This window comes from Rufibacter soli, from assembly GCF_054781795.1.
This window is the reverse complement of the sequence record NZ_BAAGTS010000002.1, coordinates 1,159,425-1,185,689: the sequence shown is the minus strand read 5'-3', so window position 1 is coordinate 1,185,689 and position 26,265 is coordinate 1,159,425. Positions and strand designations below refer to the sequence as shown.

General features: G+C 48.5%; 12 protein-coding genes. 6 read left to right on the top strand and 6 right to left on the bottom strand.

Annotated elements, in window-relative coordinates:
* The first annotated feature begins 302 nt into the window (after positions 1–302).
* From ACYVJQ_RS06850 to ACYVJQ_RS06840, 3 genes are read left to right on the top strand one after another with little or no spacing between them, the layout of a single operon-like run.
* Entirely contained in the window at positions 303–3,011 is a 2,709-nt protein-coding gene (locus tag ACYVJQ_RS06850) for a cation-translocating P-type ATPase (protein WP_460892328.1), read from the top strand.
* A 3-nt stretch (positions 3,012–3,014) separates the two neighbouring features.
* Positions 3,015–3,866 carry an ATP cone domain-containing protein gene (locus ACYVJQ_RS06845; RefSeq protein WP_460892327.1) on the top strand — a complete coding sequence of 284 codons (852 nt, stop codon included), beginning with the start codon at positions 3,015–3,017 and terminating at the stop codon, positions 3,864–3,866.
* A gap of 21 nt (positions 3,867–3,887) precedes the next feature.
* Positions 3,888–5,255 (top strand): MBL fold metallo-hydrolase RNA specificity domain-containing protein, encoded by a 1,368-nt coding sequence (locus ACYVJQ_RS06840; RefSeq protein WP_460892326.1) that lies wholly within the window; start codon positions 3,888–3,890, stop codon positions 5,253–5,255.
* A 390-nt stretch (positions 5,256–5,645) separates the two neighbouring features.
* Here the strand turns inward: ACYVJQ_RS06840 and ACYVJQ_RS06835 are convergent, their stop codons facing one another.
* Positions 5,646–7,205 carry a DUF3943 domain-containing protein gene (locus ACYVJQ_RS06835; RefSeq protein ID WP_460892325.1) on the bottom strand — a complete coding sequence of 520 codons (1,560 nt, stop codon included), beginning with the start codon at positions 7,203–7,205 and terminating at the stop codon, positions 5,646–5,648.
* 233 nt (positions 7,206–7,438) lie between these two features.
* Here ACYVJQ_RS06835 and msrB point away from each other — a divergent pair, with 233 nt between their 5' ends.
* Positions 7,439–7,891, top strand: coding sequence for a peptide-methionine (R)-S-oxide reductase MsrB (gene msrB / locus ACYVJQ_RS06830; RefSeq protein ID WP_460892324.1), 453 nt, complete (start codon positions 7,439–7,441; stop codon positions 7,889–7,891).
* A 175-nt stretch (positions 7,892–8,066) separates the two neighbouring features.
* Here the strand turns inward: msrB and ACYVJQ_RS06825 are convergent, their stop codons facing one another.
* A complete protein-coding gene (locus tag ACYVJQ_RS06825; protein WP_460892323.1) occupies positions 8,067–10,304 on the bottom strand; it encodes a M3 family metallopeptidase in 2,238 nt (745 codons plus the stop codon).
* A 273-nt stretch (positions 10,305–10,577) separates the two neighbouring features.
* On the opposite strand from ACYVJQ_RS06825, the gene ACYVJQ_RS06820 reads away from it, so the two are divergent.
* Positions 10,578–13,976: a DEAD/DEAH box helicase gene (locus tag ACYVJQ_RS06820; protein ID WP_460892322.1), complete on the top strand. Its 3,399-nt coding sequence runs from the start codon at positions 10,578–10,580 to the stop codon at positions 13,974–13,976.
* 107 nt (positions 13,977–14,083) lie between these two features.
* Here the strand turns inward: ACYVJQ_RS06820 and ACYVJQ_RS06815 are convergent, their stop codons facing one another.
* The 3 genes from ACYVJQ_RS06815 to ACYVJQ_RS06805 all read right to left on the bottom strand — a co-directional run bounded on the left by ACYVJQ_RS06815 (position 14,084) and on the right by ACYVJQ_RS06805 (position 20,032).
* Complete coding sequence (locus ACYVJQ_RS06815; protein ID WP_460892321.1) at positions 14,084–16,426, bottom strand: TonB-dependent receptor domain-containing protein; 2,343 nt, start codon at positions 16,424–16,426, stop codon at positions 14,084–14,086.
* Between the two features lie 212 nt (positions 16,427–16,638).
* Positions 16,639–17,121 (bottom strand): hypothetical protein, encoded by a 483-nt coding sequence (locus tag ACYVJQ_RS06810; RefSeq protein WP_460892320.1) that lies wholly within the window; start codon positions 17,119–17,121, stop codon positions 16,639–16,641.
* Positions 17,122–17,818: 697 nt separating this feature from the next.
* The gene (locus tag ACYVJQ_RS06805; RefSeq protein ID WP_460892319.1) at positions 17,819–20,032 is read right to left on the bottom strand and encodes a T9SS type A sorting domain-containing protein; all 2,214 of its coding nucleotides are present in this window, start codon (positions 20,030–20,032) and stop codon (positions 17,819–17,821) included.
* 1,468 nt (positions 20,033–21,500) lie between these two features.
* Here ACYVJQ_RS06805 and ACYVJQ_RS06800 point away from each other — a divergent pair.
* Positions 21,501–22,373: a hypothetical protein gene (locus ACYVJQ_RS06800; protein WP_460892318.1), complete on the top strand. Its 873-nt coding sequence runs from the start codon at positions 21,501–21,503 to the stop codon at positions 22,371–22,373.
* A 164-nt stretch (positions 22,374–22,537) separates the two neighbouring features.
* Here the strand turns inward: ACYVJQ_RS06800 and ACYVJQ_RS06795 are convergent, their stop codons facing one another.
* Positions 22,538–25,333 (bottom strand): T9SS type A sorting domain-containing protein, encoded by a 2,796-nt coding sequence (locus ACYVJQ_RS06795; RefSeq protein WP_460892317.1) that lies wholly within the window; start codon positions 25,331–25,333, stop codon positions 22,538–22,540.
* Positions 25,334–26,265: the final 932 nt, after the last annotated feature.

The following is a 26,265-nucleotide window of genomic DNA, read 5'->3' as shown; positions in this document are numbered from 1 at the left end:
AAGCATGTTTGCTTCAGTACTTAAAACATAGGGTGGCTGGCGGTAAGTGTCTTTGCTCCTTTGTCTGAAGGGATGGTTTAGATTTCCGTTTTGGGCCTGTTTTTAGAAAAACAGGCTTAAAACGCCTTTAAAGGCAAAGGATGATTGGCTCCTTACAGATTGGAAATCTACTTGCTAGGGTAGCTGAATACCTCATAAATCAGGCTGCCATACGGGTACCTATAAAAACACCAGAAACGTATGAAAGGAAGTGGCAACCTTTCTGGTAAAACTTGGGCTTCAGGCTGTTAGCAAGAACATCCATGACCAACACTAGCGCGCTCCCGCATTCCCTCCCCAATCCGCACGCCCTTACGCCCCAAGAGCTGGCCACCGCCTTGGGCAGTTCCTTGCCCCAGGGCCTGAAGGCCGAGGAAATAGCTGGCCGCTTGCAGCAGTGGGGGCCAAACCAAATTGAGAAGCAGCGGCAGGAAAGCCTGCTTCTGGTGCTGCTGCACCAGTTCACCGGACCCATCACCTTTCTGCTCATGGCCGCCATGGGTCTCTCCTTTCTGTTTCAGGAGTGGCTGGACGGCATTGCCATTTTACTGGTGATCCTGGTCAACGGGTTTATTGGGTTCTTCATGGAGTACAATGCCCGCAAATCAATGGAGGCACTCAGGGAAATGGCCCTGGTACTGGCTAAAGTGTTGCGGGGTGGCCGTCTGGAGGAAATCTCGTCTGAGCACCTTGTGCCCGGTGATGTGCTTTTCCTGGAGGCCGGCGACATGATCTCGGCAGATGCGCGCCTTTTCCAGACCCAGCAGCTGGAAGTAAATGAATCTGCCCTCACGGGCGAATCAATCCCCATAGCCAAGAGAATAGAGGTCTTGCCCCCGGCTCAGCCATTGGCCGAGCGATTGAATATGGTGTTTAAAGGCAGTTTCGTGACCAAAGGCAATGGCTACGCCCTGGTGATTGGCACGGGCATGAGCACAGAACTAGGCCAGATTGCCAGCCTGGTGCAGAGCGCCAGCCAGTCGGCCACCCCTCTCGAGAAGAAGCTGGAATCATTCAGCCATAAACTCATTAAAATCACCATTGTTCTCTGTTTCATTGTCTTTGGGGCAGGCCTTTTCCAGCATCGGCCCTGGATGGAAAGCCTCAGTACAGCTATTGCGCTGGCGGTGGCGGCCATTCCTGAAGGGTTAACCATTGTGGCCACGCTGGCGCTGGCCCAGGGCATGCTGCGGATGGCCCGGCACCAGGTCATTGTCAAAAAGCTGTCTGCAGTAGAGACGCTGGGCAGCACCAACGTAATCTGCACTGACAAGACCGGCACCCTCACCAAAAACAGGATAGAAGTAACCCGTGTGGCCGTACCGGGCACCCAAGCTGATCTTACCTCTCCTCCCCTGGAGGGAAACATTACCTTGCTTTTGGAGAACCCGCAATTGCCCCAGACTGAAAGTTACCGGCAGCTGCTCCTCTGCGCCGTGCTGTGCAACACCGCCCGGTACGAGATTGTCAACCAGCAGGAGAAAGAGGTAGGTGATCCGGTGGAAACGGGACTCCTGAAATTTGCGCTGGCAGCGGGTCTGCCGGTAGAGGAAGTTAGAGCCCAATACCCAAAACTGGCCGAAGAATCCTTTAGCTCAGAAACCAAAGTGATGGGTACCCTGCACCAAAAAGAGGGCCAGGCCATCATTTATGCCAAAGGAGCCATGGAAGAACTGCTTCAACGCTGTACCTCCGTGCTGGTAGACGGCCAACCCAGACTACTTACCCCCCAGGACCGGGAAGAATGGCAGGAAAAAGAAGAGCAGATGGCCAGGGAGGGCCTCAAGGTACTAGCCTTTGCTTATAAGAATACCCAGGAGACCAGAGACATGTTACTGGAGGACCTGGTGTTTCTGGGGCTAACCGGCCTTCTGGACCCGCCCCGCGAAGACGTGAAACAAGCTCTCACCGAATGCGCCTCGGCGGGTATTGACGTAAAGATGATTACCGGCGACCACCCGGCCACTGCCCGTAACATTGCGGCCCAGGTGGGAATTTCTCAAGGGCTGGAGGCGCTGGTCATTCATGGCAGTAATATGCCGGCGTATGAGCAGCTATCTGAGCAGCAGAAAAAAGAATGGCTCCAATCTTCTGTCTTCGCGCGCGTAAGCCCCCGGCAGAAACTGGACCTGGTCACGTTGCTGCAGGACAACCAAATGGTGGTAGGCATGACCGGCGATGGGGTCAATGACGCACCGGCCCTCAAGAAAGCCGACATAGGCATTGCCATGGGCATACGGGGCACGCAGGTGGCGCAGGAGGTGGCAGACATGATCTTGCAGGATGATTCTTTCTCTTCCATTGTGCTGGCCATTAAGCAGGGACGCATCATCTTTGACAACATCCGTAAATTCGTCATTTTCCTGCTCTCCTGTAATTTAAGTGAGCTTTTCCTGGTCACGATGGTGTCCTTGCTGGGGTTCAACTTTCAGTTGCTGCCCATCCAGATTCTGTTCATTAACCTGGTAACCGATGTGTTGCCGGCCCTGGCCCTAGGGGTGAGCCCGGGTACCCGCACCGTTATGCAGCACAAGCCCAGGCACCTGGAAGAACCAATCCTTAAAACTGCCCACTGGATATCTCTGGTGGTATATGCGGCCGTCATCTCTGCCTGTGTGATAGGTGCCGTTTCCTTTGGGTATTGGGTAGTCTATGACCAGAGCAACTGGGACCCCAACCACTCCAACAACATTTTGTTTTTCACGCTTATCATGTGCCAGCTTTGGCATGTGTTTAACATGGGAAGTTCCAAAGGGGCCTTTTACAGGAATGAGGTCTTCACCAATAAATACGTTTGGCTAGCCTTGTTTCTTTGCCTGGTTGTGTTGGCGTTGGCATTGCTGGTGCCCACCTTGGCCCAGGCCCTGCGCCTCAGTTCCTTTGACAAAGAGATGGCGGCCGTCATCCTAGGGTTCAGCCTGCTGTCTTTCTTCCTGAACCTGGCCTTACGGAAACTCCACATCATCTATTAACCTATGAAAAAGCAGAAAGCCAACTACGTCATTACCAAATCATCCGGAGAAACGGCCCCCTTCTCTTACAGCAAGCTAAAAAAGTCTTTGGCGGCGGCTGGGGCCAGCCCCAGGATCATTGAAGACATCATCGCTCAGATAGAAGACCAACTGTATCAGGGCATTTCTACCCACAAAATTTACAAAAAAGCCTTTGCCCTGCTAAAGCGTAAGCCAGGGGCCCTGGCAGCACGGTATAAACTAAAGGCCGCCATAATGGAATTGGGCCCCTCGGGGTATCCTTTTGAGCGCTTTGTGGGCGAGATCTTTAAACAGCAGGGGTACACGGTGGCCATAGGACAGGTAATGAAGGGCCACTGCGTGAACCATGAAATAGACGTCATGGCCACCCGTGGCAATCAGCAGCTCCTCATTGAGTGCAAGTTCCATAACCAGGCCAATTACCAATGCAACGTCAAAATCCCGCTTTACATCCACTCCAGGTTCAGAGACATGGAAACCGAACTCAAGAAAAGACATGGCCACGATAATATAGAATACCAGGGCTGGGCTGTCACCAATACCCGCTTCACCTCAGATGCCATTGCCTACGGCACTTGCGCTGGCCTGCACCTGCTGGGCTGGAATTATCCAGAGGGCCGAGGCCTCAAAGAGCTGGTAGAGCAAAGTGGCATTCACCCTATTACCAGCCTTACCACGCTCACCACCGGAGAGAAACAGCACCTGCTGCAAGAAAAGGTGGTACTCTGCAAGGAACTCTGCCATAACCCCGCCCTGCTGGAGGACCTGGGCATTGGCCCTGAGCGCCTGCACCGCATCATGCGGGAAGCCTATGACCTTTGCCAACCCAGTTAACCCATCACTTCTTCTTCCACCATGGACTCAGATCTCTCTCTTCAATTTTTAGGGGCCGCCGGCACAGTAACCGGCTCCAAGTACCTGCTTACTGTAAAAGGGCAGAAAGTCCTGATTGACTGCGGTCTTTTCCAGGGCCTCAAGGAAGTACAGCAGTTGAACTGGGAACGGCCCTCTTTTGACCCCAAGGACATCAGCCTGGTTCTGCTCACTCACGGCCACCTGGACCACACGGGGTACCTGCCCAAACTGGCGCAACTAGGCTACCGCGGCGAAGTCTGGGGCACCGACCCTACCCTGGATATTGCGGAGATTATTCTCAAAGACAGCGCCAAAATACAGGAGGTAGAGGCCCGGCAGGCCAATGAGGAGGGATTCTCCAGGCATCGGCCCGCCTTGCCTCTCTACACCCTTAAAGACGTGGAAAAAATCCTGCGGCAATTCCGGATGAAACCCCTTAACCACTGGCTTCCTATTGCGGAGAAAGTGCGTTGCCGGTTCCGGTACAATGGTCACCTGCTGGGGGCCACGTTTATTGAGCTGGAGGTAGAGGACCAACGCCTGGTTTTCTCCGGAGACATTGGTCGGCCCCAGGATTTACTGCTGCACGCCCCAGAGAAGCCTGACCAAGCAGATGTCCTGCTCCTGGAAACTACTTACGGAGACCGGCTGCACCGCCAGGAAGACACCAAGACCCTATTGAAAAAGGTGGTGAACCAAACCCATAGCAGAAACGGCACTTTGCTCATTCCTAGTTTTGCCGTTGAACGGGCCCAGTCGCTGATGTACCTGCTTTGGCAATTAAAGCTGGAAGGTGCTATCCCAGAACAGCCCATTATCCTGGACACGCCCATGGGCGCAGACACCCTCAAAGTTTTCTACCAATCGCTGGCCTGGCACAAGCTTTCTGCCGAGGAATGTCTGGAGATGTTTGCCCAGTTCAGGATTGTGACTTCTTACCGCGAAACCTGGGAAATCATTGACCGCAAAGGGCCCAAGATTGTGATTGCCGGCAGTGGCATGCTTACTGGCGGCCGTATTCTCACTTACCTCACCAAATACCTGGATAACCCCACCACTACCATTCTGCTGGCCGGTTACCAGGCCGAAGGAACGCGGGGCTGGCAACTTGAGCAAGGGGCGCCTGAACTTAAGATCTTCGGGAAGACCTATGCAGTTAAGGCAGAGGTGCTCAGCCTGGAAGGCCTCTCCGGGCACGCCGACCAGAAAGAACTCCTGGACTGGCTTAGTGATCTAAAAACCCCACCCAAAAAGGTTTTCCTGGTGCATGGAGAACCAGCCGCCGCCCAAACCATGAAAGAAAAAATCAAAGAACACCTGGGTTGGGACTGCCATATCCCGCAACGCAATGAACTAGTAGATTTGTAAGAGAAGTGGAAATAATCTTCTTCTTTTTTCTGTCATCCTGGGAGGATCTTGTGAGCGAACGGTAATAGCATTTGCTACAGCGCTTTTCTAGTTCGCCCACAAGGTCCTTTCAGGATGACAGAAGAGGAGGAGTCAGAATGAGAAGAGAAAGCCATTTTGGGCCTGTTTTCCGGAAAACAGGCTCAAAACGTACTTCTACTTATTCTGCCCAACTATAGCGCGGATTTACTTCCGTGCCTTTCTTACTAGTAGCCCATGAAAAATTAGCCCAAAATAGTAAACCCCCGTTTTAGGCACGTTTTTCAGAAAACAGGCTCAAAACGGGTTTTACTATTGTGCAGACTCAGAACTCCAGACTCAGAACTCAGGACTTGAAGCCTTTCAGGCTTTCTAATTATACCTCCCCTTCCGTTGAGGGTCTTGGAGGAAAAGCTGCAGGAAGATTTTCTGGTCTGTGATAGTGGACCGTTGCGTGGGGAAAGCTTCCAGGCGGCGGTTGGTGGTATACCCAAAATGCTCATAGCCCAGGCTTACATTCCTGAACAGGTTTACGGTAAGGCGGGGCCGCACAATGCCCACCGAATTGCTTCCTGCCAGTCCCTCAAAAGACTTGAGCCAGTAGTGGTAATAGACAAAGGCCGCCGAGGCGTACTTGCCCAGGCTAAGAGTTGTTTCCAGTTTACCGTGCAAACCCGTAGCGTATACATAATCCCGGAGGCCGTTTTGATTGGGGGCAAAACGTGTGCTGTTGCCGGCCAACGGTATGACGCCCAGGTGCGCGTTGGTGTATAAATTCACTTGCTTAGACAGTGGGTACCGGGTAAAGAGACCACCCCCAAACCCCAGTGCGCCAAGGTCAAAGTTGCGGGTATTCCAGTAATCATAATACTGGAAAAAGCCGGTAAGTAGGTCCAGTTTGCCAATCTGGGAGTTGCGCCCCAGGAGAATGCCATACCCGGTAATGTTATTTATGATACCAGAAACGGTGTCTTGCTTGCTTTCACTCAACTCGGCGCGTAACCTGAACAAGTCAAAAGGCTTGCGCTTCTGCAACTCAAAGGGATTTCCGTAGTCCAGTTGCACGTTGAGCATCACGTTGCTAGTCCCTGCCCCAAAGATATCATCTTGCCTGGTGTTCTGCCGGTGCACCCCGGCAAACAGCGTAATGTTAATGGGTTCTTTCTCATACACCTCTTTGTTGGTCACCTGAAAGGTTTTGCCCTGCAACAACCGGTTCAGGCCCCGCACCGGGTTCACCAGACCAGCAGCTATTTCGCGCACGGCCCTTTCACGGCCAGTGGTACGGTCATCCAGAATGTTAGAGCTTACCCGGTAGAGGATTTCCCCTAAAGCGGCCCCGTTTAAGGGCGTGTAGATCATATCATTGTAAGAGGGCCGGGTGTTTTCCCCGAAGTACTCCCAGGTAAGGCTGCCACCCACCGCAAACGGCAATGATTGCCAGTAAGAATAGCCCTGGGATCGGGCGGCATTAAAATACAGCGTGCCCTGGTACGGATGGCCAATAAAGTTGATGCCAAACTCATCGGTGTCCCACTCAGGCGAAGATTTCAGGTTCCTTTTCCAGGTATCAAGGGTAACATAGCCGTAATCTGCTTTGGCCACGTACCGGTTAAAGCCCATAACCACGGCATTGATGCCAACTACCTGTGCCGCGGGTTTCCAGAGGGGCTGCCGAGGATTGTACACCGGGTCATCATGCAGCAAATCTCCGTATTTATTAAACAAAGTGGTATCCAGCAGAACGGCATTGGCGGGCTCGCTTCCGCCCAAAGAATCAGTGAAGAGACGATTTTTGCGCGATTTTATTTTATCTAGCTGTTGCTCCCGGGTACCTATGCCGGGCTTGATGGTTTCTGGCGCCGTAATGATTTGCGCCTGGGCTCCAAAAGCCAGGGAAATAATTAAAACAAACGTAAAAGCTAATCTCATGTAAAACAGGTATGGTATTGACAGGACCGGCCCAAAGCAAGCGTAGCTTGCACTGCTCCAAGCCCTGTGTTTTTAGCCCTACATACGGGATAACCCTCGCGCTGGTACATTAACGGTCCTGTATTGACCAACCAGAGGAAATCTGTTTTAAGCCTGTTTTCAGAAAAACACCCTCAAAACAGATTTTAACTGGTCCATATCAGCGGGAGGAAACAAACAACCTTCTTATTCAAATGCCTATGCTCCGGTGGATTGACGTGCTTAAATATGCCAAATACAGCAACCCAGAGCCTCCCTTAACCGTGGAAAAAACTGACGCCGAGTGGCGGAATCTGCTTAGCCCGGCCCAGTATCACGTGCTTCGGGAGAAAGGAACAGAGCCGCCCTACCGCAACCTTTATTGCCGGTCTTATGCCCCGGGTACCTATGCTTGCGCAGGTTGTGGCGAGGCCTTATTCTCTTCCCAGGAAAAATACCACGCCATCTCAGGTTGGCCAAGCTTCACCCAGCCCCTTACTAAAAGCGCCCTTCGCTTCCTGTTTGACGACAGCCACCACATGCACCGGATTGAAGTTCAATGCAACGTCTGCGGTGGACATCTTGGCCATGTTTTCCAGGATGGGCCAGCGCCGCATGGCCTGCGCTTTTGCATCAACTCAGAGAGCCTGCGGTTGGTTAATGAGTGAATGAGTGATTGAGTGATGGAGTGAATGAGTGGGGAATGAATGAACTGGGAACTTGATTAATTGTTTCCTGAGAGATTAAGACATGGGGCAAAAGAAAAATCCTGTTTTGGGCCTAGTTTCTGAAAAACAGGCCCAAAACGGGATTTTGATAATCAACAGAAGGTCTAACTACTGCTTATTTCTTTGCCTTAGGGGACTTCTGGGCAGGTACCGGGAAGCCGCGGTCGCGCATGAGGGCATCAATTTTAGCGTCACGGCCTCTGAACAGGCGATAGGCCTCAGCGGGGTCCATAGAGTTGCGCGGCGCGAATAGATACTTCACTAGTTTGGCGGCCACTGCCTTGTCATAGAATCCACCGGGAGCTTCCTCAAAGGCCTCAGCGGCGTCTGCGGTAAGTACATCGGCCCACAGGTACCCGTAGTAGCCTGTGGCGTAGCCTTCCCCAGAGAATACGTGGGTGAAGTGCGGCGACCGGTGACGCATTACAATCTCCTTAGGCATTTTTAACGCTGCCAGCGTCTCTCGCTCAAACTTGTCTGGGTCCAGGCCGGTTGGGTCTTTCACAGTATGGAATTTCATATCCATCAGTGCCGAGGCCAGGAACTCTGTGGTTTCAAAGCCTTGATTGAAGGTAGCGGCTTTCTTAATCTTGGCGACCAGTTCAGGGGGCATTACCTTGCCGGTTTTATGGTGCTTCAGGAACTGGTTAATCACTTTATCTGTAGACAACCACCGCTCCAGCAACTGACTCTGGAATTCTGTATAGTCACGCACGCCGCTGTTGAGCGTAGGGTACTTTACGTTTGATGAAAGGAAGTGCAGCGCGTGGCCAAACTCATGGAAAAACGTGGTGGCATCATCCCAGGACACCAGTACGGGCTCGCCTGGGGCGGGCTTAATGAAGTTGGAATTGTTAGACGCAAGTACGGTTTTCTTACCGTCAAAGGTAGAGAAGCTGCGGTACTGCGAGGCCCAGGCCCCAGACCGTTTGCCTTGACGGGCGAAAGGGTCAAGGTACCACAACCCAACATGCGCGCCGGTGGTTTTATCGGTTACTTCCCACACTTTCACGTCTGGGTGGTACACGGGCACAGAGCCTTCGGGTACCGGTTTGAAGTTAAAGTTGAACAGTTCTCCGGCCGTAAAGAAAATAGCCTGCGTAAGGTTGCCCAGTTCCAGGTACTGCTTCACTTCATCTGAGTCCAGGTCATACTTTTTCTTGCGCACTTTCTCAGCGTAGTAGCGGTAGTCCCAGGGGGCAATGGTGATTTTGGCCCCGCTGGCATTGGCCACGGCCTGCATGTCTTTCACTTCCTGTGACACCCGGGCCAGCGCAGCCGGCCAAACGGCGTTCATCAGGTTCATGGCGTTCTGCGGGTTCTTGGCCATGCGGTTCTGCAGGCGCCAGTCGGCGTAGGTATCATAACCCAGCAGTTTTACGCGCTCATCTCTGAGTTGCAGGATCTTGGTGATGTTTTGGTTGTTGTCATTGGCATCACCGTTGTCGCCACGGGAGTAATAGGTGTTCCAGACTTTCTCACGTAGGGCCCGGTTGTCTGAGTAAGTCAGGAACTGGTCCATGCTGGAACGGGTGTTGGTGATGGCATACATACCCGACTTGCCATTGTCTGTGGCAGCCTTGGCGGCGGCCTTCACAAAGGATTCGGGCAGGCCACCCAACTGGTCTTTGGTAATGTAGGTCACGTACTTTTCCTCATCGGCTAGCACGTTGTTCCCATAGGTAGTGTACAGGGTAGACAGCTCTTTGTTGATGGCGGCGTACCGCTCTTTGGCGGCAGCGTCCAGACCAGCGCCTTCCATAGCGAATTCTTCATAGATCAACTGCACCACGCGCTGCTGATCAGAGGGCAATGGTGTCTTCTGCGAGTTGTCATACACCACTTTAATGCGGTCAAACAAGGCCTTGTTTTGCGAGATCTTAGACCGGAAGTCTGAGATCTTAGGCGCCAGTTCGCCTTGTATCTTCCTGAACTCAGGGGTAGACAGGTTACTTCCCCAGATGCCATAATACGTAAAGGCCCTGCTCAAAGGCTCGCCGGCTTTTTCATAAGGCACAATGGTGTTCTCAAAGGTAGGCGCGGCCGGGTTGCTGGTAATGGCGTCAATGTCTGCCAGGTGCATTTTCATGCCCACTTCCATGGCCGGGGCCAGGTCTGTGAGGCTCATCTTGTCAAAAGCTGGTACACCGCCATAAGGGCCTGTCCATTCCTTTAACAGGGTGTTGACTGGCAAGGCGGTATTGTCAACGTCTTTGGTTTCCATTGCTTCGGTGGCTTGCGAACTTGTGGTATTAGTGTTACTCTGCTGTGGCTGAGAGGAGGTACAGCCCACTAGCGCCAGCATCACCAGCATACTGGGTTTCTTGGCTTGGGATTTTATGTTGTTATTCATTTAAACTTGAGAAATGGTGTCAGAAGTTTTGGGTGCTTCTGTTCATGGTACAATCTTAAAGATAGTAAAAATTTAGAAATAGTGGGGGAGCAAAGAAGGACTCTATAAACCATATATAGGAGATATCAACCTGTAAACCAAAGAAGAAGGTAGACTAGTACTTCCAATAAAAGCCTAGAGACTACCTTTATTATCTATTTTCTAGTGTTTTCCTTCTAGCTTACCCGCCCAAAGATTCTGCGTACCTTTATTTTCCAGTAACCAGACAGCAATATGCCGGAGCAAGAAGGACCAAAGGCCAAGACAATACCCCACGCAACGCATTATCTCCTGGCCGGTGTTACCGTTTCTTCGCTCACATATGCCATTATTGCGCGGCATTCCTCGGCCGAGGCCATGGCGGCCGGCACTTCTGGTTTTGCCCTGCAACCCTCCCACATAGAACTTAACAAGGCTACCATTTCGGGCATCTCGCCGTTTGGCCGGTTTCCTGAGGTAACGGTAGTGCAGCAGCCAGAGGGCTTAGTGCTGGCCTGCGGTTGCCCCATCCCTAAAAAAGGTTTGTGCGAACACCAGGCCCAAGTATTGCAGACCTTGCTGAACCGTCCGGAACTTCGGGTCTTTTTTGATGCTGGCTTACGAAAGGAAAAGATAATGCCGGTAGCGGCAACGTATGGCCTGGCCCAGGAAGATAACCTTGACCAGTATTTCACCTTGGCCTACCAGAACAAAGGCTTGCAGATATCGCCCCGCAACCCAGAGTTATTGCCCATCACGCCAGAGTCGCAGGCCCTGTTACAGGAGAAACTGATAGCCCCTCAAAGACTGCCTTTCCGGAGGAACGGTGGCGAGGCCACCCCCAACACCGTTAGAATAGTGGTGCTGGGCGAACATAAATACTACCGGCACCTTACCGTTGAATTGCTGGAGGCCACCACCACCCAGGCAGGAAAGGTCAAGAATCCGCTTAAAGCCTTAAATCCCCTGGATTTTATCTGGCAGACAGACCAACCCAGTGAGTTGAAATTCTACACGGCACTAGCTAGATTCCAGAACAACTACAACGCAGAACCCACAGAGGCAGACCTGGAAGCTTTGAAAGCCTTGGTGCAGAACCCCTTCCAACTGTCTGTGTACCAGCATAACACCGAAGTCTCCCCAAACATTACGGCCAGTTCGGTGGTGCCGGTACAGTTGAAAAAGACCAACCTGGAACTGGTGCTGGAGGTAGACTACCAAGATAAATTTTACGCCGTACACGCCCAGTTGCACATAGAAGACCAAACCTTTCTGCTGCGGCACCTGCAACTGAAGTATGGCCATTTCCTGCAGGTTCAGGACCACTTGTATCTGCTTCATAACCCAGACTTGCGCCGGGTCATAGATTTCTTCCAGAAACGGGGGCACCAGGTACTGGTACACGAGTCTAAGTTTGAGGAGTTCCGGCAGAACATTCTGGCCAATCTGGAAGCCAGGATTAAGATCTCCTATTCCTTCCTGAAGCCTGCCACCGCCCGGCAGCTCCAGGAGCAGGGGTTTGCCGAGCATACCGAGCGGCTGCTTTACCTTTCTGAGTCTGAAGATTATATCTTACTGACACCCGTGATGCGGTATGGGCACGTGGAAGTGCCAATCTTATCTAAAAAACAGATACACGCCACTGATGCGCAGGGCAAACCCTTTATTGTAGCCCGCGACCAGGAAGCAGAATTGCAGTTCACCGCTGAGATATTGAAGCAGCATCCCTTTTTCAAAGAACAGCTGCATCTGGACTGCTTTTACCTGCACCGCGACCGGTTTTTGGCCCATGACTGGTTTCTGGAGGCCTTTGATACCTGGCGCCAACAGGACATCACCTTGTTGGGTTTCAAAGACCTGAAACAGCAGAACCTCAACCCGCACAAAGCCACCGTTAAAATCTTGGTCACCAGTGGCATCAATTGGTTTGACACCTCCCTTGAGGTTTCCTTCGGGGCACAGAAAGCATCTTTAAGGCACCTGCACAAAGCCCTTCGGCACAAGACCCGCTTTGTTACCCTAGATGACGGCACCCAGGGCATTCTGCCGCAAGAGTGGCTAGACAAACTAAAGTCCTTCTTTGAAACCGCTGAGGTGGTTGGCGAACGCCTACGCACCCCCAAGATGAACTTCGCCAGCATTGAGGACCTTTATGAAACGGAGGTTCTTAGCCAGGAAGTACGGGAGGAATTGGCGCTTTACCGGAAGAAACTTTCCAGGTTTGAGGCCATTGAAGAAGTAGAAGTGCCCCTTGACCTTAATGCCACGCTTCGGCCTTATCAACGCCAGGGCCTGAACTGGCTGCATTTCCTGGACCAGTTCAACTTTGGGGGCTGCCTGGCAGATGACATGGGCCTGGGCAAGACCCTACAGGTCCTGGCATTTCTGTTGTCCCTCAAAAGCAAAGGTGTTTCTGCGGCTAATCTGGTGGTGGTGCCTACTTCCCTCCTATTCAATTGGCAGGAGGAAATCGCCCGGTTTGCCCCGTCGCTCCGCGTCATGACCCTCTATGGCACTAGCCGCATCAAGACTCTTAAAGAATTGGACAGCTATGACTTGGTACTCACCTCTTACGGTACGCTTTTATCTGACATTGCGCTTCTAAGAAATTACACGTTCCAGTACGTGATTCTGGATGAGTCGCAGGCTATTAAGAACCCAGAGTCGCAGCGGTATAGAGCGGTGCGCCTGCTGCAGGCCCGTAACCGGGTGGTGCTCACAGGCACGCCCCTGGAGAACAGCACCTATGACTTATATGGGCAACTCTCATTCGCCTGCCCTGGCCTACTGGGCAACAAACGGTATTTCAGAGACCATTACGCCAAACCCATTGACCAATTCAAGAGCAGCAAGCGGGCCACCGAGCTACAACGCAAGATCAGTCCGTTTCTGTTAAGAAGGACCAAGGAACAGGTGGCTAAGGAGCTGCCAGAAAAAACCGAGATGGTCTTGTACTGCGAGATGGAAAAAGAGCAGCGTGAGGTTTATGCCATCCATGAACGGGAGGTCCGGGAATATATATCGGCCCAGGCCGAGGAGGAAATACCCAGAAACGGCATGCATGTCTTGCGGGGCCTTACCAAGCTGCGCCAAATCTGCAATTCCCCGGCGCTTTTACCCGAACATGAAGCCACATCAGGTAGTAGTGACTCTGCCAAGCTGGACGTGTTGCTGGAACAGATTGAAAGCAAGGCACCCCACCATAAAATACTGGTGTTCTCGCAGTTCGTGTCTATGTTAGCGCTCATCCAGAAAGAGCTAATCGCCCGAGGCATCAAGTTCTCGCTCCTGACTGGCCAGACAAAGAACAGGGCCGCCGCGGTGGCTAAGTTCCAGGAGCAGGAAGACGTGCGGGTATTTTTGATCAGCCTCAAGGCAGGTGGCACCGGCCTCAACCTCACCCGCGCCGACTACGTGTACCTGGTGGACCCCTGGTGGAACCCGGCCACCGAAAACCAGGCCATTGACCGCACCTACCGCATTGGGCAGGAAAAGAACGTGGTGGCCGTGCGACTCATCTGCCCTAATACCGTTGAGGAAAAAATCATGAAGCTGCAGGCTACTAAAAAAGAATTGGTGAAAGACCTGGTAAAAACCGATGGCGCCATTCTCAAGGCTATGACCAAACAAGAGTTACTGGGGTTATTGGGGTAGGCATTTCTGTTTTGAGCCTGTTTTCTTGAAAACGGCCTTAAAACAAAACGCGGCTTCCGGCTAATATGAGCAACCGCCTTAAATGTTTTTCCTTTTCAGTTTATGGATTACTCAATGGTCACTTTTGGCAGAGCGGGGTTGGCCACCACTTTATTGAACCGGTAACTGAAGGCCAGAGTCCATTGCCTGATCATTGAAAACGATTCTACCCGCTGGTAGAAGGCAGGGTCATTAAACTCAGTCAGGTATTGACGATATTTCTGGAAAGGGTTGCGCACCAGCAGGTTGATACTGCCGTTCTGCTTTTTAAACAAATCTTTGTTCACAGAAAGGGAATTAGACATAAACCCCATGGATTTGCCCTGCAACAGTATCTGCGGGGAGGTATAGCTCACCTGCCCGCTTACCCGCCACGTTTTGCTCACCCGGTAACTCAGGTTACTCGCGGCATTCAAGCCAAGGCCTTTATTGGTTTGCTGGCTGCCTTGCAACACATTGGTAATACTGGTGTATTGCAAGCTATTGTTCAAGCTAATATTTAATTTCTTAAGCACAGTGGTATTCAGGCCTGCCGTAAGGGAATAGCTTTGCCTCTGGCCAATGTTGGCGAAGGTACTGCGCGCCACCGTGTCTTCCCCTAGGGTAGTGTAACGCTGGATAGAGTTTCCAGTAAAATCATAGGAAAGGCTAGTGTTCACAGACGTGTTATTTTTATAGGTATTAAACCCCAGGTTGAACACGTGGTTGAGGGCAGGCTCCAGCGCCGGGTTCCCGAAGCTGATGTTTCGGGGGTCAGTTACGTTCACATAGGGGTCCAGCTGATACAGGCTTGGCCGCTCTAACCGTTGACTGTAGCTGGCCCTGAAGCTGCTGCCACCCTTTAGGTTGTGCGAAACATTAAGGGTAGGGATCACATTCAGGTACCCTTGGGTGGTTTGGGTAGCGTTAGACCTGAAATCTGCCGCAACAGCCGTTTGCTCTACCCTTCCTCCTACCCGCAGGCCCCAGGTTTTGCCGGTTAAGCTGAAGGAGGAATACCCGGCCAGGATCCGCAGTCGGTAATCAAAGTTATTGGACAGCCTTGGGTCCTGCACCAAGTCACCGGTTTCCTGGATTTGGTTCAGCACCGTATAATTACTTTGGCTGTACATGCTGGTAGACTTAGTCCCCACTTCAAGAGAATGCTTTTTGATGGGCTGCACATAATCTGCCTGCCAGGTATGCTCACGGGAAAGGCCTTGATTCCTAGTCTGGCTTTTTCTACTGTGGTAGTCTAACTGCGGAAGCACTTCAAAGGCTGAGGAGCTTATGCTATTACTGGTGCTAAGCTTATAGGAGAAGGACAACTGTTTCCGGCTGTTCTTCTTGAAGCTCCGCTGGTAGTCGGCCCCCAGGTCGGTGCTTTGCCTTTCTTGTTCACCGGCACTGGCATTAAAGTATGCCTGAGAAAGCTCATTGGCCTGGTTGCGTAAACTCACCTGCTGACCGTACTTATTTGTTCCCAGGTTCGCGTTCCCTCTATAGCTTACTTTGAACACGTCATAAGGGCTGACCTCCATGCTTAGCTCTGTGCTCAGGTACCTAGAAACGTTCTGGCTGTTGTTTTCCCCTTCCTGCTCTAACCTGCTTTTCCTGATATGGTCCTGCCTTAGCAATTGGCTGCGGGAGACCGGGCTTGTGGAGGAAGTGGTTCCTACATGGGTAGACACCCCCACCTTTCCTTTTTTCGCGGACAAATACCCGGTAACGGTAATTCCCTGGGGGGATGATGCGCCCACATTTCCGGAACCGTTGTAACCGTTCACTGCTTTCCCGTGGGTAATGATGTTGATGATACCGCCCACACCCTCAGCGTCATACCGGGCCGGGGGATTAGTGATGACTTCAATGCTTTTTATGGAACTGGCGGGCATGGTTTTGAAAACCTCACCTGGGTTTTGCACAAACAGAGAGGAGGTTTTGCCGTTGATGAGCACCTGGTAGCTTTCCTTGCCATTGAGCTGAAGGTAATCTTCTCCATCTAAAGAGAGCAGGGGTACTTTCAAGAGCATTTCCAAAGCCGAGAGGGTCTGGCTGTCTGGGTCATCCTCCACGTGATAGGTAACCTTATCATGATCCTGCTCTATTAATTGTCTTTGGGAAACCACCTGTACTTCCTGAAGGAAAGTGGTGCTAGTAGTTAATGTGATCTTGCCTACATCAAGAACTGATTCAGCAGACGGGGGAAGAAAAAGGCTTTTGGTTTCATACCCCAAGTAGGATAATTGTAACCGATAATGTTTTTTGGAAGATAAACCTGAAAAAAGGAAGGAGCCGCTGCCGTCGGTTATAACGCTTTTGAAAGGTTCTTTATCGCTCCCCTCAAACACCGCCGCCAGCACATACCCCAATGGCTTTTGCGAAGTAGCGTCCACCACCACACCCCTCACGTTTATAGACGGTTCTTTCACTGCCTTTTGGGCCTGAGCATACGTAAACGAAAAAGAAAAAAAGCCCAGAAGGGCCAAAAACAGAATCCGCATGGATTTTACGGCATCAGAAATAATTTTTACTTCTGTTAAAACGAAATTTCCCTTTGAATAGGGCAAAGAAAATAAATAAGAGCAAGGAAAGGTTTCTTCCCCTGCTCTTATTGAATGTCACCTCAACGGGAAATTTACCCTTAGAGAAGAGGCATGAATACCCACTCTCCGGCTACTCCATTTTTAGGAACCAATTGGAAATAAACGCCATTTGTTGTTCCTGGCACAACAGAAGATTCTTTAAGAACCAAATTACCAGGGCAATCTGCTTCTACGTTCACATTATTGTCATTTAAAGTTAAGGAGAAATTAACATGGCCGTTTCTACCAGGAACCATACCAACTACAAGGTTTTCAATAGTTTCCGTTTTAGATTGACCTGGCACTACTTTCTCCCCTCCATTTCCTGGATTCTCTTTAGTTACACAGGTTTTGGTAACCTGTACAGAGGCTACATACTTTACATTAACAGTACCTGAAAATTTGCCAAGGCCAGCCACTTTACCAGTAACAGTTAACCCGTCTACCAGTACATCGGTAAGGTGTGCATTCTGGGCAAAAGCCGAGTTAACACTGAAAAAAGCAATAAGGGCAATCACAAGGGTAGTAACTTTTGTTTTCATAAAGGTTTGTTTTTGAAATGGTTTAAGGTTTATAAAAATTTTAAAATGGATATGTGACAAAATTCTCTTAAATAAGACGCAACATCATGTGCCTTAAAAGCCATAGGCCTAAGTATTCAAAAGTTCTTGCGGTACAGTGAAAATCTGCTTTAATAAGCACACTCTTATCCTATGAGATTTCAGAAAACCAAAACTCAAAGCAAAGAAAAAAAGATAGGGGGAGGAATTAAATCAAGTACTTACTAAAATAACGTCTGGCATTTATAACCTTACTACTTTCAGCACCTTCAATGCAACAATATTATATAATTACTTAACATAAACCAAATGGGTAATATTTTTTTTTCATTTTTTACTAAAAAACTAGATAATACCACGCCTTCATTTCTTTACTCATCCTATAAGACAAGCATCTAAATGTTAAATCTGGCCAAGGGATCATAAACACTTATTACCATAGTTACACTTTAACACTTAACAATACCATGATTTAAAAATACAATACTAGGGTAGCATATAATCCGTCTAGATTAAGAAAAGCGGCAATAAATTACCGCCCCATCCAATGTAAGTCATTGTGCACTATAATCTTATTAAAGGATTAAGGGCAAAGCTAAAAAGTCGCAGTAGGCTATAAACATAGATGCCGCCGGAGAGCAACTCTCCGGCGGCATCTGTGTTCAGCAGACTTTAAATGCTATCTCCGTTTTAACAGCTTCACTGTTTTCTTACCAGAGCTACTTAAGATTCTGGCCACGTACATGCCATCAGATAGATCATTTCCATCTAACTCCACTACGTTTCTCTCACCGGCCTTGGCATTTCCAGCTTTTACCTGGCGCACCAGTTCCCCGTTCATGTCATACAGGTTGATCACATACTTACCGCTTTGCTCTGCGGTAAATTCAATAGTTGCCTTGTCATGGAAAGGAACAGGATACGCCACGGTTTTTTCCTCAGTCCTTATTTTCTCCGTTTGAAGGGTTTTCTCAGCAGGTGCCAATTTAAGGGAAGACACCCCGCAGACCTCTGCATCAGATTCACAGTTGCCTATTTTAGCATTGACAATATAGCCAGACCCTGCCGCTCTCCCCGTAAAGATGACCGCCTTGCCACTTTCCGCCGTTATGGTTTCCGCATTCTGGCCATCCTTGTCGGTAATTTTATAAACGGCACCTTCGGTTGGGGAGTTAACGGTCACACTGAAAACTACCTCATCGCAAGCCGGGGCATTATAGGTGACAGACGGTTTAACGGGAGAAGGATTAACTGTAAGGGCATTACTGGCTACACCATAACAGGTACCTTTCGCTAGCTTAGCATACACGGTTCCGGAGCCAGAAGAGTAGGTGGAAGGCGAGGAAATAAGGCCGGAGAATACCTTGGTGGAGCTGTTGTATCCTGTATACCACCCTTCAACGGTTACCCCGGCCGCCCCGCCAGTCACGGTGGCATCCTTGGTAGTGAGGTCAAATACCGCCGTGGTTCCTCCCGCCGTGGTAGGGCAGTCTGACATGCTTGTATTAGTACCTAAAGGTGAGCCGGTTATCGTAAGATCCAGCGTTTCAGTATGGGTACAGCCATCTGCGTTGGTGGTTTGGTTGGTGTAGGTTCCTGTTTGCGTATAGGTGTTACCATTTCCTAAAGGCTGGGCCCAAGTATAGCTGGTACATTCAGTAGCGTAGCTGGTGTGCGAAGTACTTGCCTTAATAGTGACATCAGTCGTGGCTGTTTTGGCACAGCCATTGGTGTTAAATGAATAGGTAACGGTATATGTACCTGCCATGCTGGCCCCCAGATCTATTCGCCCAGTGGTTGAATTTATGGAGAGGGTATTGCCATTTGGAGTAGGTGATTTAGGCACGTAAGAATAGGTTCCTCCCCCTGTCCCTGTCTGATTGACTGTGGCTGATCCGGTATTGCAAAACGGACCCGCATACGCGATAGTGGCAGAACCAAATGAAATTGATACCTGTATAGGCTCAATCATGTCCTTCAGGGCGGCTGTGTTAGAATCTGAGGCTTTGGTTTTGATGAAAACGGTTTTAATGCTCAAACCCAGACATGGATCTCCTAAGGCTCCAATTAACTTGGTCATATTAATGGCCGCCTCCACAAACGCGAATTGCTTATACGTAGTGCTCCCAAACGCTTCAAAAGGCACATTTTCAGTACCAGTTCTGTTGGTTTCAGCAAAGGCAATATCATTTAAAGTAACCCCAGGAGAAATAACTGTGGACCCTGGAATCAACTGATACCCAAATTTGCCGCCAATGGAGGTCCATTTGTAAATGGCTACATTGGGCTTGCCTCCCCCATTGCTGTATTCCATGGAGATGACAAGGTCATTTACAGTTCTACCTCCATCTGTTCCTAAAGACGTAAACCCATTGTTGTTTGTATTACGGGTAACCGTGTTCTGGAACAGCTCAATGTCAATATAACTAGTACCATTGGTTGACAAGCGGTCGCCCCCTACAATTAACCAGTCATCATTATTGGTGCCTTTGGTCACCAGGTACATGGCATTGTTAATATCATTCTTATCTGGGGCGCTGCTGGCAGTCCAGGCCCAGGAATTAGGGTTCGCATTAAATTTACTGCCCTCCGTAAAAATAATATCGCTTGCACTGTTATAAGGGTCTCTTTTAAGGTCTGCGTTTAGCCCGTCAAGGATAGTACCATCATTATTGAACACGCGTCCTCCCGTACCAGGTACCAAAGGGGTGCCAAAAACCCAGTCTCCCACATTCACGGTTGGGGTATTCGCCCTTAGCCCGCCATCAATATGGAAACCATTTATAGGTGGATTAACCGGTGCCACTTGGGCATAAGCTCCTACTGCCATAAATAAGGAAGCCAGAGCCGCAAAAGTAATACGGCCCAGAAAGGATGCGAAAAAATTAGGCATAACGATCCCCGTCATGCTTTTGCATGGGTAATGATTTTTCATAAAAAGGTTTTTAACTAAAGTGAATGGATACTTGCGTGTTGGCGAGAGAAAAGGATGAAAATCCTAACCCTGCAAACTGGTGGTTAAGACAAACCATAATATGAGAAGGAAATGCTACATACGGTAAGTGTTTACATGGAAGGACAGAAATAATCTGACAGCCGATCTCTTCCCATCGCCAGGAAAGACGTGAAGCAAGGCCTCCAAATTCTTTCTTACCTGCACGTGACCGGGTAAGTAAAGGAAAAGGAATCCAGCTTTAGGCCAGACTGAGCGCGTTCTTTAGAGCCAAAAGTGCATACCACTATTGCCTGAGTAAGCCAACCTGGCTACTACTAGTGGTAATAATCAAAAAAACCGAGGGGGAATAAATGGGGGGATTGACAATCCTATCACCAAGTAACTGTTAAAGGCAGAAACCGCACTAACCTATCTAACTCTATATCAGTTAACTTTAAAGGCTCTAAAAATAAAATTATTCAAATTTATTTTATAAGTTTTTCATTAGGATATGTTGTTTGTACGGTAGTGTTGCGAACATGTTGACAGATTTTCGGTTTTTAACATTTCAAAATTTCCTGATTAATAAAGGCCTTCTAAAAGCCATCTCGGGGAAAATAGGAACCTCCGACGCACAAGCTTTGATGTGCTCCTTAACCTAATGATTTATAAGGTTTGTTTTATTTACCCAGATTAATTTGATAACCAAAGGCTGGCTCTTTTAAACACTTGCCAGCCAAAGATCTATGATGAATGCCCAACATTAATTGGGCCTCTAACAACAAGCACTTGCATGTTAAAAGCCTTACTGCTTTCCTAGGTCACCTAATCTGCAGATAGCCTGGAAATCAAAAGCCCTTTCAATCGTAGCGCTTCTGTTAGGTATTTATATATCAAGAAACACTTATATTTATTCGTAAAAGGTAGAAATTTGCCTTTTATTTGTTGGACTATTCAAATTAATCAGATTCATCATTCACTTATAAAAATTTATTCAAGAGTAGGAATAATTCTTTAGCAACGATTACTTACTTCCTAAATACTGTCTGGCGCATAAATTTGGCCAACCTGCATTTAAATACTTAGTTCTAAGTATTTTAAAATTCAAAGTAAAGAATCCAAAAGTACCATATCCCTAGAGGCCATATTTTGGCTCTAAACAGAAAAGTGCGCCTATTATCTTTAAACCAACTTTTGTCTGGGTATTTCTCCTACCCGACGTATTAGAAGCTTTTTTGTTGCAAAAACTTGCCTGGTTATACCAGAATCTGAATATTTTTTTAGATATTGTTTATAAATAATGAAGAAAGCGTTGTCCCCCGATCTTTCTTTAAGGCTGAAAAATTATAATATATTTATACATCGCCCATTAAATATGAACACTAAGGTTCAAGTTGAAATAGGAGTTAACGGGAAAGAAAAGACAATGGAAAATTGTGGGTTGGTCATGCCTTCTTCTGCTATTGACGGGGTTACCGCTGAGCACTGGAAAGAGGTGTTGTCTATTGTGACGGACGTGATCAAAGACTCAGAGTTTGCACCACAGGTAACCTGCCACGCAGATGAGGCCTGCCTTATGAAAAAGGACATCATACAGACCATGTACGCCAACCCTTTAATGGTGTTTGATGTGAGCGGCAAAAACCCTAATGTAATGTTTGCCTTAGGTATGCGTTTGGCCTTTGATAAACCCACCATTATTATCAAAGACGACGCCACCAACTATACCTTTGACTCTTTCCCTATTGAACCCATTACCTATCCCAGAGATTTGCGGTTCACTTCTATATTGGCCTTTCAGAAAACCTTAAAGCGCAAAATTGAGGAAACAGCTACCCAGATTAGGGAGAACGCCACTATCGGTACCTTCCTGGAAATTCTGGAAGGCTACAAAACGGTAAAAGCAGAACCTGAACCTGAAAAAGAATCATCTGAGAAGTTCATGCTTGACTCTATTGAGAAATTGATGGAGGAGGTGAAAACACTCAAAAACTTTATTCATACGGAAGCCACCCCGGCGGCTCCCTCCCACGCTCCACAGGTAGGCCTGAACAACCTCACTGAAATTTTCCTGAGACCAGAGAACCTGGAGATATTTGTCTCTTACAAGATTGACCAGTACGTAAAAATGGAAGGCCTGCAAGACAGATCTGTTATAGAGAAGCAGCGCCTACAACACAAGGTATTTGAGTTCATTACCAGTACCAACCCAGAGCTTGACAATGACGTGATTGAACGCCTTATCCTGGAGGTGATCAACAGCCAGATAAAGACGGGCGCATCAACCATGGTAGCCTAAAAAACGGCTACACCTTAAGAAGTCAGAATTCTGTTTTGCGGCCGTTTTTTTTAAAGTAGGGCTAAACCACAGGATAAAGACAGTGAAAACGATACTTTGTTAACGTAAAAAAGGCCGGAGCACTGCTCCGGCCTTTTTCATGCCTGGTTCAAAGAAGCCAATGACTACCTTTTCAGAATTACCTTCACAGATCTAGTTACATTTCCTACGCGTAAGCGGGCCAGGTACATGCCCTCTTTAAGCATGGCACTCCGTATGGTGATACTGTACGGTTTACCGGCTTCGGCCAAGCCAGAACTTACTTTTTTCACCAGACGTCCACTCATGTCATACAGCACCAACTCATAGGTACCACCCTGTTCACTGGTGAATTCTATAGTGGTTTTGTCTGAGAATGGGTTAGGATGCAGCCTCAGGCTATTCTCATTGCTGTACAGCGAAGAAGAAGAAGAACTGGATGTAGCAGACGTTGTGGCAGGTGAACCACCCAATGGGCAACCCGCATTGTTATAGGTATCCAGTAAGGTTCCCAAATTGGCTATCCTGGTTTTGCTTCCTGATGCAAAGGCCGCATTCACGGCATTTATCAACGAAGCAGTAGTAGGATAAGCTGATGTATAATTCACCTCTGAGCTACAAATATTAAGCAACGCAGCCACAGATTGCCGGCCTAGATTGTAAATACCTCCGCCACCTAAGTTGAGTACTTGTAGCAGCGTAAGGTTTTCAAGCTCAGCAGGAGCACTTGCAAAAACATCTCCATAGGTTAAATCTGGATGCAGGGCAGTAGAATACGTATCACACCATCTATCCACATGGTTTTTCCAGTAGCCTAGAGTACAACCTTGAACCGGGTTGCAATTTACAGCTGGAGTTACCACAGCAGTAACATCAATGGAGCATCCATTAGAAGGATTGGTTATCCGGAGCGTATAAGTACCAATAGCACTTACTGTTAGACTAGCAGTAAGATTATTTATAACTGGACCTTTGCCTCCATTTGCACCACCCACAGAAGCCGGCCCATACCAAGTAAAGGTAGCACCAGCAGGAGATACATTTGCAGCACTAATTGTAAAGGTTCCAGAAGTACAGTCTAATGCTCCACCTGTTACAGTACCACTTGGTAAAGCAATGTCAACGTTAACAGTCACCTCATCAGTATCAGAGCAACCGCTTGCTGTATGGGTCTTGGTAACGGTATAAGTAGTCGTAACGGTCGGGTTCACAGTAGGATTAGCATCTGTCGAGGTAAAGCCGGTAGGTGAAGACACCCATGAATAGGTATAACCAGCTTGTGCTTCCTCACCAATGGCTTTACCATTCGGATTGCTAGTACATGTCTTGGTGAAGTCATCACCAGCAACCGCCACTACGGTAGGCTTGTTCACGGTCACTGTCACCTCATCTGTATCAGAGCAGCCGCTTGCAGTATGGGTTTTAGTTACAGTGTAAACAGTGGTCACGCTTGGGTTAGCCGTAGGATTACTCACATTAGGGTCGCTCAATCCCGCAATAGGGCTCCAAGAGTATGTATAACCCGTTTGCGATGCCTCGCCAATGGAACCGCCGCTGGTGTTGTCACTACAGGAGATGGTGAAACCAGAACCAGCGTTGGCGGTAACCGTTGGTTTGTCCACCGTAACAGTCACATCATCAGTATCAGAGCAACCGGTTGTGGTATTAGTCTTAGTGACAGTATAAGTAGTCGTCACGGTTGGGTTAGCGGTGGGGTTACTCACATTTGGGTCACTCAGACCGGCGGTAGGGCTCCAGGAGTAGGTATAACCAGCTTGTGCCGCCTCGCCAATAGTTTTGCCATTTGGGTTGCTAGTACAAGTCTTGGTGAAGTCACCCCCCGCATTCGCCACTTCCGCCTGGTAAGGTTGAACAGTAGCATTCCCAAAGGTGCTGGAGCAAGTAGTGCCTGTAGTTGTAGCAACTACTTGATAGGTTCCAGCAGGTTGCACACCAAAGCTTATATCATCACCATCACCTAGTATCGGAGAGCCAACATTTACCGGACTGGCCCCACCCAGACGCTGTAACTGATAGCTTACACCTAGATCTGAATCAGCTAAGGTCACAGCAGCACCTGATCCGCCAGGGCAATAACTACCACCAGTCAAAGCATAAGAGTTAGGTCTTATATTAAAGTTACCCAGTACAAAATCTTGTAGTGAAGCATCAATAGACTGGGAATTTCTTGTTTCAACTAAAAATTTGCTAAAGCAAAGATCAACACCTGAAATTCCACAGAGGTTAATGTATCCTTCAAAATAAGTACCTGGGCGATATTGATTGGTTGGAGCAAATTTACCTGTATAATTATCAGGGGTAAGCGCTGCAGATATAGTTGTAGTGTTTGTTTGGCTGCAGCCTGATGCCGAAGTCAAAGGAACTAGTTGGCCATTTTGCCACTCATATGCTACTGGTGTGCTAGTTCCACCGCCATTGGTGAATTGGCTTATTATCAGGATATCTCCATCCATGTGAGTACCTGTAAAACTTCCGTCTGGGTTAGCACTCACCGTGGGGTCCTTATAAAACCAAAAACCGATAGCGGCGTCACCGTTATCGGCAGTCCTATCTCCAGAGAATCTTAAAATGCAATACTGACCAGATGTATTCTGTACCAAGGAGGCACTGGCATTAGTTATATCCCCCTTATCATTAGCATTTCCAGAGGCCCATGCATTTGCAGAGATCTGATTTCCGTCTTTGGATCCTTGTGTAAATTGACTGTCATCACTAGCATTAGCTTTATCTACTAAATAGTAACTTAATGGGCTAGTGTAAGTGTCAGGAATTCCATCACAATAACTTGATGGAATTTGAGCCCAAGCATTCCCTGTAAACAGGAAAAAAGCCATCACCACCATAAAAAACCGCCAACAACTCTTTACATCCCGCGGCATGACAAATCCTGTCCTGCTCGTGTAATCGTAATTCTTTTGCATGATGAAAGGTGTTTAAGAATGAAAGGATGAATATTTTGGCAACAGTGATCAGCAAGAGCACCAGTGGGCGCCCTGGAGAAGAGTGGTTGATCAAACATGAATGGAAATGGTGCTGGACCCACTGAAAGAATCTAAGGCTACCTGTAGGCAAACCCCAGCCAGGAGGCAAAGCCTTCTGGTAAAGCCTAAGGCCTCCTAATGCAATAAGCCCTTTCCAACCTAAGGAGTAAGCTTTTGAAAATAGGTAAGTTCGTTATAACCCGTAAAAAGGCACACCACCCTACCAGAAGTCACTAGTACGTTAGAGCCAAGGAGGGGACAATCCTTTCGGCAAAGGAGAAGAAAACGCTCCCATTTGCGTTAAGGAAATTTGTAACGGGGGAAAGGGGGAATGCAACAGGGTACAAACAGCAAGTTTGCATCAAACCATGTTCTACCAGCCTCATCTAGCTGGCATTAGGAGTAAAGCAAAACCTCAAATAGGTATCGTAAAAGGCTATATACTTACTTTATATATAACTAATTTATTATTTTATATAATATTTTAGATCCTTATGTATGGTTATGAACGTAGCCCCAAAGAAGGAGTTTAGATTTCCCCCTACTTTAACAATTACATTTTTTTAATATAGCTCCTTGAACCTCCAAGACGTTTCTGCTAGAAATACCAGATCTTAACAAATGATAATCAAGCCTTTACCTAGTAGTAGGTACTGATATTAGAGGCAACAGCTCCTGGTTCCCTTTTTAAGGATTAGGTGACAACCCTAATATCACCTCTCCTTCTTCGGTAGCCCATAAGGGAGACGAAAACGAGGCCCTCAGGCAAAGACACCAAAGACCACCAAGGTTCAACTACCTGAAATATAGTGCGCCCACTTGCCCCAGAAATACCCAATGATTTCTCAAATTCTGTTTCAGGGCTGTTTTTT